At 57.3% G+C, this 15578-nt stretch carries 11 protein-coding genes, 1 tRNA gene and 2 pseudogenes; 10 read left to right on the forward strand and 4 right to left on the reverse strand.

Annotated features, from left to right (window positions below; translation table 11 throughout):
* Positions 1–72: 72 nt before the first annotated feature.
* The 6 genes from EL217_RS10235 (at position 73) to EL217_RS10260 (ending at position 8876) form a co-directional block, all read left to right on the forward strand.
* Positions 73–1107 (forward strand): oxygenase MpaB family protein, encoded by a 1035-nt coding sequence (locus tag EL217_RS10235; protein WP_126319911.1) that lies wholly within the window; start codon positions 73–75, stop codon positions 1105–1107.
* A gap of 119 nt (positions 1108–1226) precedes the next feature.
* On the forward strand, positions 1227–4139 hold the full coding sequence (locus EL217_RS10240) for a (Fe-S)-binding protein (protein ID WP_126319912.1): 2913 nt from the start codon (positions 1227–1229) through the stop codon (positions 4137–4139).
* 34 nt (positions 4140–4173) lie between these two features.
* Positions 4174–5481 (forward strand): cation:proton antiporter, encoded by a 1308-nt coding sequence (locus tag EL217_RS10245; RefSeq protein ID WP_126319913.1) that lies wholly within the window; start codon positions 4174–4176, stop codon positions 5479–5481.
* 75 nt (positions 5482–5556) lie between these two features.
* Positions 5557–6207, forward strand: coding sequence for a DUF1707 SHOCT-like domain-containing protein (locus EL217_RS10250; RefSeq protein WP_005279347.1), 651 nt, complete (start codon positions 5557–5559; stop codon positions 6205–6207).
* Between the two features lie 49 nt (positions 6208–6256).
* Entirely contained in the window at positions 6257–7492 is a 1236-nt protein-coding gene (locus EL217_RS10255; RefSeq protein WP_005279345.1) for a pyridoxal phosphate-dependent aminotransferase, read from the forward strand.
* 256 nt (positions 7493–7748) lie between these two features.
* A complete protein-coding gene (locus tag EL217_RS10260; protein WP_232018414.1) occupies positions 7749–8876 on the forward strand; it encodes a YibE/F family protein in 1128 nt (375 codons plus the stop codon).
* Here EL217_RS10260 and EL217_RS10265 read toward each other — a convergent pair.
* Both EL217_RS10265 and dcd read right to left on the reverse strand, forming a co-directional pair.
* Complete coding sequence (locus EL217_RS10265) at positions 8873–10195, reverse strand: UDP-glucose dehydrogenase family protein (protein WP_126319914.1); 1323 nt, start codon at positions 10193–10195, stop codon at positions 8873–8875. The two genes, EL217_RS10260 and EL217_RS10265, sit on opposite strands and share 4 nt — an antisense overlap.
* Positions 10196–10231: 36 nt before the next feature.
* Positions 10232–10801, reverse strand: coding sequence for a dCTP deaminase (dcd, locus tag EL217_RS10270; RefSeq protein ID WP_126319915.1), 570 nt, complete (start codon positions 10799–10801; stop codon positions 10232–10234).
* A 63-nt stretch (positions 10802–10864) separates the two neighbouring features.
* Here dcd and EL217_RS10275 point away from each other — a divergent pair.
* Positions 10865–10938 (forward strand) — tRNA-Gly (locus EL217_RS10275).
* A 94-nt stretch (positions 10939–11032) separates the two neighbouring features.
* Here the strand turns inward: EL217_RS10275 and EL217_RS10280 are convergent.
* Positions 11033–12226 carry an IS481 family transposase gene (locus EL217_RS10280; RefSeq protein WP_034653752.1) on the reverse strand — a complete coding sequence of 398 codons (1194 nt, stop codon included), beginning with the start codon at positions 12224–12226 and terminating at the stop codon, positions 11033–11035.
* Positions 12227–12707: 481 nt separating this feature from the next.
* Here EL217_RS10280 and EL217_RS10285 point away from each other — a divergent pair, with 481 nt between their 5' ends.
* Both EL217_RS10285 and EL217_RS11495 read left to right on the forward strand, forming a co-directional pair.
* A complete protein-coding gene (locus EL217_RS10285; RefSeq protein ID WP_126319916.1) occupies positions 12708–13622 on the forward strand; it encodes a class C sortase in 915 nt (304 codons plus the stop codon).
* A gap of 10 nt (positions 13623–13632) precedes the next feature.
* Positions 13633–13918: pseudogene (locus EL217_RS11495) on the forward strand (transposase); the annotation flags it as partial.
* A 68-nt stretch (positions 13919–13986) separates the two neighbouring features.
* On the opposite strand, the gene EL217_RS10295 reads toward EL217_RS11495, so the two are convergent.
* Positions 13987–15179 (reverse strand): IS3 family transposase gene (locus EL217_RS10295; RefSeq protein WP_126319489.1). Its coding sequence is split into 2 segments (ribosomal slippage): positions 13987–14900 and positions 14900–15179, totalling 1194 coding nucleotides; the frame shifts between segments, so codons are not numbered across the junction.
* Positions 15180–15275: 96 nt separating this feature from the next.
* Between EL217_RS10295 and EL217_RS10300 the strand changes: the two are divergent.
* Positions 15276–15526: pseudogene (locus tag EL217_RS10300) on the forward strand (transposase); the annotation flags it as partial.
* Between the last annotated feature and the right edge of the window lie 52 nt (positions 15527–15578).

A 15578-nucleotide genomic window follows, 5' to 3' on the forward strand; every position in this document is an offset into this window, starting at 1 on the left:
GAAACATTGCTGGATTTTTGTGTGCTACGCTACACTCTTATCACGCTCTATCACTCACAGGGAGGGACTATTATGTCCAACTCACTCAAGACAGAAAACAACCAAGCACCAGAAGAAAACACCGAGAACAATAAGGAAGAAAAGCGCGAATTGCGCCGCGCGCCCTTAGGCCCGGATTCCCTGCTGTGGAAGTGGGGATCGGATAACCGCCTGCAGTTGCTGCGCGGATATACCGGCATCTTGCAGAATATGCACCCGGCCATCGGGCAATCCCTGCTGGATCACTCGAAGTTCTTCGACGAGCCATTCGCCCGCCTGCAGCGCTCCACGCCGCAGATTATTCAGTCCATCTATGACGATGGGGACATCGGCGAGCGCATCCGCGATTACCACGTCACCATTAAGGGCACGCTGCAAAATGGCGAGCGCTACCACTCCCTCAATCCGGAGACCTATTGGTGGGCACACGCTACCTTTGTTTACCGCGTCATCTATGCCCAAGAACTTTTTGGTACGCCATTTACCAAGGAAGAGCGCGACCAGATCGTGCGCGAAGGCGTGACTTGGTGGGATAAGTACGGCATGTCTGAGCGCCCGGTCATCGATAATTACGATGACTTGATGGCGTATATGGATGAGATGGCAGATACCGTCCTCGAGCGCAATGAGACCGTGGACTTTGCCCTGCGCACCGCCCGCGTCGAGCCGGTAAAGGCCCCGAACGGCGTTCCGGAGGCCGTGTGGAAGGTCATCTGGAAGCCGATTATGCGCAGCGCCATCTGGCTAACGGTGGCGACCTTGCCCAAGCAGTACCGCGATATCTTGGATCTCAAGTGGACCAAGCGCGATCAAAAGCGCTTCGACCGCATTGCCAAGTCCGTCCGCTTCATCATGGATCACCTGCCGGAAGACAAGCGCTACATGGAGCCCGGCCGCTCCCTGATGATCAAAAACGGCATGATCGAAGGCAAATACAAGGAGCCGAAGAAGATTCAGGGCTATGCGCCGAAGACCACCGATTCTGACTCCGCTTCCGCCGAATCCGCGCACGGCAAGGATGCTGGCGATGACGCCGCCAAGCGCCGCGCAGCTGGCTGCCCGTTCTAAGGCAGGAACGCCGATTTCCTAGAACACGTGGCTCCGTGAGCTGAATACTGACTCCCAGATTCGCGCCTTTAGGCTTTAAGGTAGAAGCATCGTGGAGCATCAGTAGTAAAGGAGCACGAATGACCACCGTGTTCGGTTGGATTGCTATAGCCGCATCGATTCCGGTGTGGCTATACTTTTTCGTCCGCGTCGGGGCGCTCATTAAGTTCATCCGCTCGGGCGGGCCCACCCAATTAGAGCGCACCAACAGCCCCGTAAAACGCCTCGGGCGCGTAGTGGTAGAGGTCTTCGGCCACACCCACTTCAAGGGCAAACCGCTGGTCAACGCCGCCCACTGGTTAGTCATGGTGGGCTTCTTATTTGGCATCCTGGTCTGGTTTGAGGCTTATATCCAATCCTTCGCCCCGGATAAAGGTTGGCCGGTCTTAAGCACCTGGCCGGTCTATCACTTCGTGGAAGAAGTGCTCGGCATCGGCACGGTGCTAGGCATCTGCTTCCTCATCGGCGTGCGCCTGAAATTAGGCGATACCGAGCGCGGCAGCCGCTTTTTCAACTCCCAAACGGCAGCGGCCCGCTGGGTAGAGGCCATCGTCTTCATCGAAGGTCTTAGCATGCTCCTGGTCAAGGCCTCCAAGATCGCGGCCTTTGGCCACGGTTCCGCGGTCGCGGATTTCTTGACCATTCACCTGGCTAAGGCGCTGCCCGAATCCCCGGTGTTGGTCAGCTTCTTTGCCTTGGTCAAGCTGCTTTCTGGGTTCCTCTTCATCTTCTTTATCGCCCGCAACTTCCAGTGGGGTGTCATGTGGCACCGCTTCATGGCGTTTTTCAATATCTTTTTCCAGCGCAATACTTCCGGGGAAAAGGCGCTCAAATCCCTGCCCACCCCGGACTTGGAAGAAGACATCACCCCTGGCAGCTGGAAGATGCTGCTGGATTCGACCGCATGCACCGAGTGCGGCCGCTGCCAAGAGCTGTGCCCGGCCTGGAATACCGATAAGCCGCTCAGCCCCAAAAAGGTCATGATGGATCTGCGCCAAGGCGCGCTGGATAATTACAACCCGCACGAGGGCCTCGATGTGCTCTCGATGGCTGGTGTCATCGACGATGATGTCCTGTGGTCCTGCACCAACTGCGGTGCCTGCGTGGATCAGTGCCCCACTGATATCGAGCACATCGACCATATTGCGGACCTGCGCCGCTTCAAGGTCTTGGCAGAATCCGATTTCCCATCGGAGCTCACCGGCCTATTTAAGAATATGGAGACCAAGGGCAACCCTTGGGGCCGCAATAATTCCGAGCGCCGCGCCTGGATTGATGAGGCGCGTGCCGATGGCATCGAGGTACCCATCATTGGCGAGGACGCCACCGATTTCTCCGATATGGAATACCTCCTCTGGGTAGGCTGCGCCGGTGCCTATGATGACAATGGCCGCCGCACCACCCGCGCCGTCGTGGATCTGCTGCACACCGCTGGCGTGAAGTTCGGCGTGCTTTCTACCGGTGAGACCTGCACCGGCGACCCCGCCCGCCGCGCCGGCAACGAGTTCTTGTTCCAGATGATGGCGCAACAAAACGTTGAGACCCTCAACAACGCTTTCGAGGGAGTGCCTAAAGGTCAGCGGAAGATCATTACGACCTGCCCGCACTGCTTTAATACCATCCGCAATGAGTACCCGGACTTTGACGGGCATTTCGATGTCTTCCACCACACGCAGCTGCTCAACCGCCTGGTGCGCGAAAAGCTCCTACAGCCGGTTCCGCGCACCCCGGAAAACCGCAAGCCCATCACCTATCACGATCCATGCTTCCTGGGCCGCCACAATAAGGTCTTCGATCCGCCGCGCGAGCTTCTCCAGGCCACGGGCGTGGAATTGCGCGAGATGGACAAGTCCCACGACGAGGCCTTCTGCTGCGGCGCCGGCGGCGCGCGCATGTTCATGGAGGAAAAGCTGGGTTCTCGCATCAATGAGTTCCGCACGGAGCAAGCACTCGAGACCGGCGCCGAGGAAATCGCCACCGGCTGCCCGTTCTGCAATGTCATGATGACCGGCGGCGTGAAATCTTTGGCTACCGAGTCCACCCCCACCACCCAGGTCAACGACGTGGCCACCATGCTGCGCAATTCTATTTCCTTGGATGACAAGGGCACCCTTCCAGAGCCTCGCCCCAAGGCCTTTTTGGGCACCCCAGTGCGCCACCTTGCGGCTTCAGCTACCACTACCGCTGAATCCCCCAAGGCACCCGCGCCTGCCGATGCCCCCTCCTCTACCAACACCCCCACCGCTACCACGCCACCTGCCGCACCCTCCGCGCCTTCTGCTCCTTTGGCACCGGCGGCTCCAAGCGCGCCCTCTACTCCGACGGCACTGGCGGTCCCCAATGCTGCGGCTCCATCCGCACCAAAGGCTCCTTCTACCCCGGCTGCTCCCAAGGCCCCTTCGGCACCCAGCGCACCCAGCGCGCCGAGTACCCCGAAATCCACTAATGCCCCGGCAGCGCCTACTCCGCCTTCTGCACCGAGTGCTCCCTCCGCGCCTAGCGCGCCAACCCCACCGGGTGCTACCAAGCCGCCAAAGGCTCCCAAGGCCCCCGCTGCTCCTACCGCTCCGGGTTCTTCTTCGGCACCTAGCGCCCCGGCGGCTCCGAAGGCTCCGGCAGCACCAAGTGCCCCGGCAGCTCCAGGTGCCCCGACTCCGCCGGCTGCTCCAGATGCGAAGGCACCCGCGGCACCCCAACCGCCTAGTGCCCCGCAGCCACCCGCCGCTTCGCAAGCACCAACTACGCCACAACCACCTGCAGCTCCACAGCCGCCAAAGGCTCCGCAAGCTGCCAAGGCGCCACAAGCTCCAGCAGCGCCAAAGCCACCGCAGGCCGACAAGAAACCCGAGGCAGCGGCACCACCCGCGCCTCCTGCTCCGCCGGCATCGGCCATGCCGCCCGCTCCGCCGGCACCACCGGCGTCATCGGAAAGCGCAGAGGCTCCCAAGGCCCCCAAGCCACCGGAGCCGCCGAAGGACGCGAATACCGAGTAGGCATGTGCAGGGGTGAGTGCGTACGCTGTGATTCATGCAATTAGATGTGGGATGGGCTGCGGATACTTTTGTTCTGGCAGCAGGTGCGACGGAAAACACCACTAGCCTCGTTTCCTTTGCCTGGATCATGCTTGCGGCGCTACTGGCGCCCATAGTGTCATTCATGTTGGGCAACCGGCTGCCGGCCGTTGCCCTTTTGATCATCTTTGGCATGGTCATCGGCCCATCGCTTTTGGATGTCGCGCATGAAGATGCCGGCATCAGCATGCTGAAAGAGCTGGGTGTTGGTGCGCTCTTCTTGCTCGCAGGTTTTGAGATCGAGATTTCTACGCTCAAGACCAAAGAGGCGGGAACCGCGCTATCCACCTGGCTTATCTGCCTGGCGGCCTGTGGTATCGGTGCATACTTCTTGGTCGATAACGTCCCAGGCGCCATCGTGGTGGCACTCGCACTGACGTCCACGGCGTTGGGCACGCTCCAGCCCATGCTGAAACAGGACCGCGTGCTCGAGACCAAAGTGGGCAAATCAGTCATGATTCACGGCGCTATTGGTGAGGTCGCGCCCATTACCGCGATGGCGCTTTTGCTCAGCACGCGCTCCACGTGGACCACGCTGCTGATTATGCTCGCGTTCATCGGCATCGCCGTGGCCGTTGCCATCATGCCGGCAGCCATTGCCACGACGATTCCGTGGGTTAAAGCGGCGTTTATCTCCGGTGCAGGGTCCACCAACCAGACCATTTTGCGTCTGATCATCCTGATCCTTGCCACCCTCATGGCCGTCACGGCGGTCTTTGAGCTCGACATCGTGCTTGGTGCCTTCGCCGCCGGCATCATCTTGAACCGCATCATTCCGGATGAGTTCCATCGCCGGCTGGAACACCGCCTCGATGTGGTCTTCCACTCCATGCTCATCCCGGTTTTCTTCGTGGTCTCTGGCATGACGATTAGCTGGGATACCATCGCCAATAATCCGGGGAAGGTGCTGGGCATCCCGGCGCTTATTCTCGTTACCCGCGGCCTGCCGGTATTCCTGCGCGAGAATGTGGGCCACACCGGCTCCGAAATTGAAACGGTGCGCGAGCGCCTCCAAGTCAGTTTGTACACGGCGACCGGCCTGCCGATCATCGTTGCCGTAACCTCGCTGGCGGTTAATTCGGAATTGATGAAGCAAGAAACCGCTTCGATCTTCGTCGCCGGTGGCGCATTGACCGTTGCCATCTTCCCGTTCCTGGCCAACTTGGTGGGAAGGAAAGACTCCAAGACGGTTGATGAATCCGATCCACAGAAGAAGTCCGATTCTAACGAGGACGATAAGGAAGAAGAGTCGCAAGAGCTCTAATCTGTGCACTCCACGCTAGAAACCATGCCCTGCCACCGCGGCAGGGCATATTCTTTTTGAATTAGCTTGTCTATTATGGTGGCTGTGACTAATAGCTACGGATCCTCCCCCTATGACCGGACACTGCGTCTATCTGATTCAGAGCGCAACGATGCCCTGACCGATTTAGCCCGCGCAGTGGGCGAAGGCCGCCTATCGATGACCGAGTTTGAGGAGCGCTCCGATAGCGTCATGCAGGCCGTCACCCAGAAAGACTTGGCACCGATCTTTAGCGATATTCCTGCGACCGGCTCGCAAGAGGTAAAGATCTACTCCCAAGGCGATGTAGACCGCGCCTATACTGCCGCGAAGAAGCCCCGCATCGCTACGGCGCTGACCAGCTCGGTGGTGCTGCTCACGGCATCGCCCACTCTTGTCATGCTCAGCGCCACCATGAATAGCCCCTGGTTGCTGGCGGGCGGCGCGGTAGCCGCAGCGCTCATCCCCATCGTGTGGATCCTGTTGTACGTGGCCAAGGTGGGCCCGCAATCCTGGCATGCCCCCTCGGTGCGGCAAATTGAGCGCCAACAGCAGCGCGAAATCCGTGCGCTGACGGCACACGAGCGAGCGCACCAAAAAGAATTAGAGAAGAAAATGTGGGCCCAACGCCGCCAGCAGGCCGGAGAAATTACCGGTCAGGCTATGGAAATGGCGAAGAAACAAATCAGCAAGTGGAATAATAAATAGCGCTGAGGTGCGCTGCAATATTTCTTAGCGCTGTGAAAGATGGCACAATATGGCCATGACTTCTCCCAAACCCCGCATCTTTGACCAGTCCGAAAAACTAAAGGGCATCGCTTACGATATTCGCGGTGAGGTCTCAGCGGAAGCGGAGAGAATGGAACTGGACGGCCACACCATCCTCAAGCTCAATACCGGCAACCCCGCCGTCTTTGGCTTCGATGCACCCGATGTCATCATGCGCGATATGATCAGCGCGCTGCCCACCTCCCAGGGCTACTCCACTTCTAAAGGCATTACCTCGGCCCGGCGGTCCATCGTCACGCGCTATGAGCTCGAAGACTTCCCTCATTTTGATATCAACGATGTCTTCTTGGGCAATGGCGTATCAGAACTTATCACCATGACCACCCAGGCGCTGCTCAATAACGGCGATGAGATCCTCATCCCGGCACCCGATTACCCGCTGTGGACGGCGGCAACCTCGCTGGCCGGCGGCACCCCAGTGCACTACCTGTGCGATGAGGAAGACGACTGGAACCCATCCATCGAGGACATTAGGTCCAAGGTCACCGAAAAGACCAAGGCCATCGTGGTTATCAACCCGAATAACCCAACCGGCGCGGTGTATTCGCGCGAGGTCCTGCAGCAGATCGTGGACATCGCCAGGGAGCACAACCTGCTGATTTTGGCCGATGAGATTTATGACCGCATCCTTTATGACGATGCGAAGCATATCTCCATCGCCTCGCTGGCCCCCGATCTCTTGACCTTTACCTTTAATGGCCTATCCAAGGCCTACCGCGTCTGTGGTTACCGCGCGGGCTGGATGGTCATTACGGGCCCGAAGCACCATGCGCACGGGCTTATCGAGGGCCTCGAATTGCTGGCCGGTACCCGCCTGTGCCCGAATGTTCCTGCCCAACATGCCATCCAGGTGGCGCTGGGCGGGCGCCAATCCATCTACGAGCTCACCGGAGCGGGGGGACGACTGCTGCGCCAGCGCGATATCGCCTACGACAAGATCAATGAGATCCCCGGTGTGTCCGCGGTAAAGCCCAAGGGCGCGCTGTACCTCTTCCCGCGCCTGGATCCCAATGTCTATGAGATTCACGATGATTCCAAGCTCATGTTGGACATCCTCAAGGCCGAAAAGATCCTCATGGTCCAAGGCACCGGCTTCAACTGGCCGCACCCGGATCACTTCCGCGTGGTCACGCTGCCCTGGGCTTCCCAGCTGGAAAACGCCATCGAGCGCTTGGGCAATTTCTTGGTAAGCTACCGCCAATAGCACCCCAGCAGGCGATTGGTAATTGCAGTAATAATCGTTCACAATACACCGTATGGGACGGCATTCCTCGGTTTCTAATTCCGCATCGGACTCGGCTTCGCGGCATCGGCAAGCGCAGCGTCGATCTGGGTCCAGCGGGCACGCGCCAGGCCAGTCGGCGTTGGAACGCCTAAATCCACGTCAGCTGGCGCAGGAGGTATCCGGCCACCCGTGGCGCGTTGGCCTGGTCACTGCCATCGGTACGGCCCTTGTCGCCATGCTGATTGGCCTCGTCCTGCTGTGGCCCTCTAGTGCTGCCTCAGAGCACACTTCGGAGGAGTTCGAGTCCACCTACGCGCTGAACCACCCGCAGGTTGAGGCAACAGTGGAAAAGACCGACCATTCCGCGTGCCAATCGGAGCAGACCGGCCTGGCCTTCGATACCCCGCCGCTGATTCCGGAAAAGGAAGAGGTGGACTGTGACCGGGCGCTGGTGAAGATCACCTCCGGCGAGGACGAGGGAAAGATGACCCAATTGGTCACCTACGGCAACGCGGGCGACCCAGAATTGCAGCCGGGCGATAATATCGTGCTCTCTAAGGCCACCGATCCCACTGGATCCGTCTCGTATGCCTTTGCCGATTATCAGCGCAGCAATAGCCTCCTGCTGTGGGGAGTGGTCATCGCTATTGTCATCATCGCTTTTGCGGCCTGGCATGGGGTGCGCGCGATCATCGGCTTGGGGTTGAGCCTTGGCATCGTCTTTAGCTTCCTCATCCCAGCGCTCATCGCAGGCACCAATCCCTTGTGGGTGGCGCTCGCTGCCTGTACCGCCATCATTCTCCTTGCCGTTCCCCTCGTCCACGGCGTGAATTGGAAATCCGCCTCCGCAGTGGGCGGTTCCCTGACCGCGCTCGCCATCGCCGCGTTCCTTGCGTGGGCGGCCATCGATAGTTCGCAGCTGCAAGGCTATAGCTCCGAAGACAACCTCAAGCTGCTGCTGTATATGCCCAATGTGTCCATCCTGGGCGTGCTGCTGTGTGGCTTCGTCGTCGGCGCATTGGGCAGCCTTGCCGATGTCGCCATCGCCCAAGCCTCCACCATCACCGAGCTGCACGAATCCGATCCCGCGGCCTCACCGCTCGAGCTTTTCCTATCCGCCATGCGGGTCGGCCGCGACCACATTGCCTCGATGGTCTATACCCTCATTTTGACCTATACCGGCGCCGCATTGCCCCTACTCCTGCTCATCACCGCCGCCGAACGCCCCGCGGGGCAAATTCTCAGCAGCGATCTCGTCGCCACCGAGCTCCTGCGCTCCGGCGTCGGCGCCATGGCGCTGACCCTCGCGGTACCGATTACCACGCTGATTGCCGCGTTTACCGTCCCGTCACACCGCCGTTAGAGCGTGCGGCCCAGCGCCTGAATCTTCCAACCGGCGTTGGACCAAGCCGCAACGTCGAGCACATTGCGGCCATCGATAATGTGCCTATTATCCACGAGCTCGCCAGCCTCGTTCGGATCCAGCTCCTTAAACTGCTGCCACTCGGTGGCCAGGATGACCAATTCCGCCTCCCGCAGGGCGGATTCCGTATCGGCGGCATAGTCCAAGGTGGGGAAAACCTTCTTGGCGTTGTCCATACCCTCGGGGTCATAGACGGTCACCGCGGCACCCGCCAAGGACAAGGACCCAGCAACCGAGAGCGCCGGCGAATCGCGCACATCATCCGAATTGGGCTTAAAAGCACAGCCCAGCACGGTAACGCGGTGACCCAATAGGGAGCCATGGAAGGCTTCTTTAGACAGGTCCACCATGCGGTCGCGCCGGCGCATATTAATCGCGTCCACCTCGCGCAAGAAGGTCAGGGCCTGATCGGCGCCGAGCTCACCGGCGCGCGCCATAAAGGCGCGAATATCCTTAGGCAGGCAACCACCGCCAAAACCCAGGCCCGCGCCGAGGAACTTGCGACCAATGCGCTTGTCTATGCCAATGGCATCCGCCAGCGCCACCACATCTGCCCCCGCGATCTCACAAATCTCAGAGACCGCATTGATGAAGGAAATCTTGGTGGCCAAAAAGGCGTTGGCGGAGACTTTTACTAACTCTGCGGTCTGCAGGTCGGTCACGATGAAGGGCGTATCCTGCGCTAACGGCTGCGCGTAGATCTCGCGGGCAAGCTCCTCCGCACGAGATTCCGATTCACGGGTTCCAATCACGATGCGATCCGGGGTGATGGTGTCGTGCACCGCATAACCCTCGCGCAAGAATTCCGGATTCCACGCGATCTCCACGCGGGTTCCCTCGGGCGCCAAACTATCCGCCAGTTCTTGTAGTTCCGCCGCCGTTCCTACCGGAACGGTGGATTTGCCAAAGATGACGTGCTCCCCGCGCAGCTTGGGCACCAAGTCCGTGATAACGGCCTTAACGTAAGTCATATCCGCCGCATAAGAGCCGCGGCACTGCGGGGTTCCCACGCCGAGAAAGTGCACGTTGGCGAATTGCGCAGCCTCGTCATAATCCGTGCTAAACCCTAAGCGCCCAGCATCAATATTGCGCTCGAGCACCTCCGGTAGCCCCGGTTCAAAAAATGGAACCTTACCCGATTGCAAGACGGCGATCTTATCCTCGTCTACATCGACGCCTAAAACTTCATGCCCCAATTCCGCCATGCAGGCGGCGTGGGTGGCACCCAGGTAACCGGTGCCAATAACAGTCATCCGCATAAAACCTCATCTTAGAGATTTTATGTAAATACCAGATTAATCCCTGCGGAAGTTCAGGTAAGACTTTGATGGCGTTGGCCCGCGCTGACCTTGGTATTTCGAGCCCAATGCGCCCGTGCCATACGGACTTTCCGCCGGCGAGGTCATCTTAAAGATAGCCAGCTGGCCCACCTTCATCCCCGGCCACAGCGCAATGGGCAGGTTCGCGGTATTGGAGAGCTCCAAGGTGATGTGCCCGGAAAAGCCAGGATCGATAAAGCCCGCGGTGGAGTGGGTCAACAGCCCCAGCCGTCCCAGCGAGGATTTGCCCTCCAAACGCCCGGCAAGGTCAGCCGGGAGGGTGAATTTCTCCAGCGTGGCACCAAGGACAAACTCGCCGGGGTGGAGAATAAAGGATTGTTCCTCTTCTACTTCCACCAAGGTGGTAAGCTCCGGCATCTCCTCTTTGGGGTCAATGTGCGTATAGCGGGAGTTATTGAATACCCGGAAGTACTTATCCAAGCGCACGTCAACGGAAGAAGGCTGGATAAGCTCACTATCAAAGGGGTCGATGCCCAGCTCTCCGGAATCAATGGCGGAACGAATATCACGATCTGAAAGAAGCACGGACCCGATTCTACTCAATCGCCTACCCAAGGTGTATAGTAGGGAAAGCGCATTTGGCGCAGCGCCGACGTAGTTTAATGGTAGAACTGCAGCTTCCCAAGCTGCTGGCGCGGGTTCGATTCCCGTCGTCGGCTCCATGTCATGAGTCGCGACATGCTTGACAGGTGAGTCGCGACATCGTTGACAAACCGGCATCTCAGTTTCTTTTTGTTCTGGGATGCCGGTTTCTTCTTATTCTGGGCCTAGGGGTGGGTCTCCTTGTTTCCAGTAGGGCTTTTGGTAGTTGCGGCTGGTGTCGATGTAGTGCTCGGTGATGACTTCTCCGGTTTCGGCTAGTGATGTGATGACGTGGTTGTCGGCGATGACCATGAGGATTTTCTGTCTTTTCCATTTGCGGCCTATGCCTAGGTGGAAGATTTTGCCGGCGTAGCGCACGGTGGTTTTGCCGTTGTCCCAGACGACGTCGTTTCTTGTGCGCCATTCTTGTGTCGGGTTGTGGGCTGGGTTGGCTTTGGTGCCGGTGGTGTAGGCCTGGTGTGGGGTGCGTCGGCCTAGTGCTTTGTGGGGGCGTGTGGTGTTGTAGTAGTCGCGGAATTCATTGAGGAGTGTCTGCAGGTCAGCTACGGTTTTAGCGGGTGGTCGGGCGTTGATCCATTTTTTGAGGGTTTGGTGGAATCGCTCGATTTTTCCTTGGGTTTGGGGATGGCCTGGTCGGCCGTTTTTCTGTTGGATTTTGTTGGCGTTGAGGACTTTTTCAAAGGCGTTTCGTCCACCTTTGCGTCCTGCTAGGCGGGCGGTGAAGACGAGGCCGTTGTCGGTGAGTGTGGATGCTGGTGGTCCGTATTCTGCTATCAGGCGTGATAGTTCCTCGGCGACTTGTGTGCCGCTAAAGGCTGCGGCTGCGGTGATTGATAGCAGGTAGCGGGAGTGATCGTCGAGGAAGTCAAGGACTTCGATGCGGGTGGTGTCCGCTAGGTACAGGTGGGTGATGTCAGCCTGCCAGCATTCGTTGGGCATGGCTGCTTCGAAGCGGATGAAGGAGCTTTTGGGCTTCTTTTTTGGTGCTGGGGTGATGAGTCCTTCTTTTCTTAGGATGCGGCGGATTGTCGAGGTTGAAGGGACGCGTTTGCCGTCTTGTTGTAGGTGGTAGGCAATGGTTTCTGGACCTGCGTCGAGTCCGTGACGGGTGAGCTGTTTACGGATTGTGATGATGTCTTTGCACACGGTGTCTGGCACGGCTTGGGGGTGAGTGCGTGGGGCGCGGGATTTCGGCGCGATGGCGTCTGTGCCACCGGCATCGAAGGCATGAAGGATTTGGTAAACGCGTTGGCGAGAGATACCGAATTGCTTGGCTACTTGTGATGGGCTGCGCTTTTGCCCGCGGACTGCTTTGACGATGGCGAGGTTACGGTTGGGACTGTTCATAGTGTCAAACATGTCCCGACTCACCTGTAAAACATCACCTGACACGGTAAGGGTGGGCTAAGTGTCAAGTTTGTCCCGACTCACCTGTCAAGCATCAGGACTGCCTTCGCAGGAACAGGGTGTCAAATATGTCGTGAACTCAGACACCGTCGTCGGCTCCATTTACTTAAGACGCTATACAGGTAACAAACCAGGATTCAGTTGTATCATCATCCTGAAGTGCTGATTTGAAACCATAAAACATCGGCGAATCGGACAAGTGCTGCTGGCATAGAATTAGTCTGAGTAAAATTGTTTTCATTGTCATTGAATATCACAAGTGAAAAGTTCAGCTATTTTCGACTCCGGATAGCTTCCGCACGTAGTTTTCCTACCTGCATCACAAACGAAGAATGTCCGGATTCTAGGGCTCTACATTCTTAAGTAAGTGTGCCGCCGCCTTGGCTGACTAGTAGGACCCATCGATGTAGAGGTAGAGAGAATGGCGAAACACTCCACTTCCAAGACAGTTAACGCTAACGCCATCATTGCTCTGGTACTCATCCTGCTCGGATTGGGAGTACTGCTCTACCCTGTGGTGGCAACTCAATGGAACAACTATTCACAGTCGCGAGCGGCGGACGAGTACTCCAAATTAGAAAAGCAAGCCCCTCCAGAAGCCCTGCACACTGCTTGGGACCAAGCGCAAGAATACAATGCCCAACTTGGTGAGATTAACGTAGCTGACGCATGGACTACATCGGATGATGAAGACTCACCTGAATACCAACGGTACCGCCAATACCTTTCTATATTGTCCGAAACTGACGCAATGGGCCGGATTGTGATTCCCTCAATCAAATCCGATCTGCCCATTTACCACGGTACTTCAGAGCAAGCCCTTTCCCGCGGGGTAGGGCACCTCTATGGAACAGATCTCCCCGTGGGAGGTGTGGGTAATGGTGAAGGCCGGCATACTGCGTTGTCTGCTCATACTGGACTCCAGGATGCCACGCTTTGGGATAACCTTTCCAAAGTAAAAGAAGGAGATCATTTTTATATAGCTACTGGTGGTAAAAAGCTCAAATACGAAGTCCACCAGATCCGTGTGGTCGATCCATCTGACACAGCTTCGCTCAGGCGCGAAGCTGGTCAGGATCTCTTTACCCTCATTACCTGCACTCCCTACGGAATCAATACTCACCGTCTGCTTGTCACTGGCCACCAAGTACCAATGGATCCGGATGACGATTCCGCCTTCGATGGCTCTGGATTGCAATGGCAATGGTGGATGTGGGCCATTTGTGCCGCTGCCCTAGTGATTGTCCTGCTTCTGATCTACTGGTGGCGGAGATATGTTAGCGAAAGAAAAAAGGCCTCAGATCTTTCCACGGAGAATCCTAGTTGCGCCCTTTAGCGCGGTGTATCTGTATCCCCGCGGACTCGGCTCAGTCTATCTAGTTACTAGCAATACTCACCTGGGAATCCAAGCTGCAATTGGTCAAGTACTGCCTACAGCTAGCTGGCAGCGCTTGCCACCCACATTGTGCTAAGAACCTCTCGTCCACAGCGTCCAAACACCAGCAGACCACATTGTCTGGATTGTTTCATTCCACTGTCCAGCAAGCCTACGCCCAAGCTACGTCGGACCAGGCACGTGAGGGTGTTGAGTTGTGCAATGAGCGTTTCCCTGAAGTCGCCGACTATCTGGAGTAAACGTTGGATAAGCACCTTGCATTCATAGGGCCCGACCCCCGGAAAGTGGACACATCGGGGGCTAGCTATGCTGCTGTGGTCAGTATAGCCGAAGTCTTGGTTTCAAAGACATCAGGCGCTACGAGATTGCACCAGGAGTGCCGCCTGCGCGTGTTATAGCGCATGCACCACCGGAAGACCTCTTGGCGACAGGTAATTGGGTTGTCAAAGACTTTCCGATCACGCAAGACTTCTCGCTTTAAGGTGGCGTTAAACGATTCTGCCAGGGCGTTATCAGCACTCGTACCTACCGCTCCCATGGACTGGCGTACACCAAGTTGGGCGCAGTGGTCCCTAAATACCTGTGAGGTATACACACTGCCGTGATCGGAATGGAAAATTGCCCCGTTAAGGCTTCCGCGGACTTTTCTGGCATGAGACAAAGCTTCGATAACCAGCGATACCCGCATGTGATCCGCGAGTGCATGACCGACAAGTTTGCGAGAGTAGACGTCGATGACCGTGGCAAGGTACATGTTCTTGCCACCCTTACACGGCAGGTAGGTAATGTCGCCGACATAAACGCGGTTTGGCTCTTTAGCTGTGAACTTGCGGCCTACTAGATCTGGCATGACGCGGTGACCAGGCTTACGCCTGGTAGTGATGCATCGACGCCGTTTAGTAAAGCCTTGAAGTCCCATGGCTTTCATGATGCGTGCAACTTTCTTGTGATTGACCGGGGTATACGCCGTGTCTTCCTTAAGGCTTGCGGCGATGCGTTTAGCCCCGTAAAGACCATGCTCATCATCGAAGATGGTCTTTATTCTTGCACCTATAAGACCATCGGAATACATCTTTAACCTGCGTTTTTCGCGGGTTTTGACCCATTTGTAAAACGAGGAGCGATTGAGCTTTAACACGTGGCACATCCGCTTAACCGAGTACTCGGTTCGGTGGTCATCGACAAACTGGAAGCGGATCACCAGTGAGTCTCTTCGGCAAAATACTTAGCAGCCTTACGCAGGATATCGCGTTCTTCGCGCAGCTTAGAGACTTCTTTTTCCAGCTGGCGGATTCGCGCAGAATCATTCGCCGCTTGGGCTTGATCGTGCACTGCTTTTATGCGGGCACGTTTGCCGGTGCCGTACTTCTTGACCCATGAATGCAGCGAGGCTCGGTTGATGCCGAGCTCTGCTGATGCTTTGTTCAGCGAGAGGTCCTCGTTGTTCTCATAGAGGGCTACGGCATCGCGTTTGAACTGTTCGGAGTACCTGGACATGGTGGTAGATTACCTTTCTTCCCAGCCCGACTGGGCTGGATATCAGGTGTCCACCGAATGGGGGTCAGGTCCATACACACGCCGCAACCTGTATGGACGAAGGTGTGGTCTAACAATCCAACAGAGCGGATGAATCAAAAATCCGGCGGCGTACCGACGTTGTAGGGATCTTCCCTAACCACAGTTCTGTGATCCGCCTAGTCGGCTCTGTGCTAGCTGGACAGCCTGATGATTGAATCCAGCAAAAGCGCTACATGTCGCTGGCGAGCTTGGAACAAACCCGCAACCTCATAGCCGCCAACAGCTTCAATGCCAGTAACACGAAGACCACCGAAAATGCAGGCTAATGAACCGACATCAACCCCGAGCCGGACCCCACCACTGATCCTGACACCGCCC

The organism is Corynebacterium segmentosum (genome assembly GCF_900637825.1).
Taxonomy (GTDB): domain Bacteria; phylum Actinomycetota; class Actinomycetes; order Mycobacteriales; family Mycobacteriaceae; genus Corynebacterium; species Corynebacterium accolens.

Coding starts and splice junctions, on each gene's coding strand:
- EL217_RS10235 (WP_126319911.1), top strand. CDS start 73: ATGTCCAACTCACTCAAGACAGAAAACAACCAAGCACCAGAAGAAAAC.
- EL217_RS10240 (WP_126319912.1), top strand. CDS start 1,227: ATGACCACCGTGTTCGGTTGGATTGCTATAGCCGCATCGATTCCGGTG.
- EL217_RS10245 (WP_126319913.1), top strand. CDS start 4,174: ATGCAATTAGATGTGGGATGGGCTGCGGATACTTTTGTTCTGGCAGCA.
- EL217_RS10250 (WP_005279347.1), top strand. CDS start 5,557: ATGGTGGCTGTGACTAATAGCTACGGATCCTCCCCCTATGACCGGACA.
- EL217_RS10255 (WP_005279345.1), top strand. CDS start 6,257: ATGGCCATGACTTCTCCCAAACCCCGCATCTTTGACCAGTCCGAAAAA.
- EL217_RS10260 (WP_232018414.1), top strand. CDS start 7,749: ATGCTGATTGGCCTCGTCCTGCTGTGGCCCTCTAGTGCTGCCTCAGAG.
- EL217_RS10265 (WP_126319914.1), bottom strand. CDS start 10,195: ATGCGGATGACTGTTATTGGCACCGGTTACCTGGGTGCCACCCACGCC.
- EL217_RS10280 (WP_034653752.1), bottom strand. CDS start 12,226: ATGAACAGTCCCAACCGTAACCTCGCCATCGTCAAAGCAGTCCGCGGG.
- EL217_RS10285 (WP_126319916.1), top strand. CDS start 12,708: ATGGCGAAACACTCCACTTCCAAGACAGTTAACGCTAACGCCATCATT.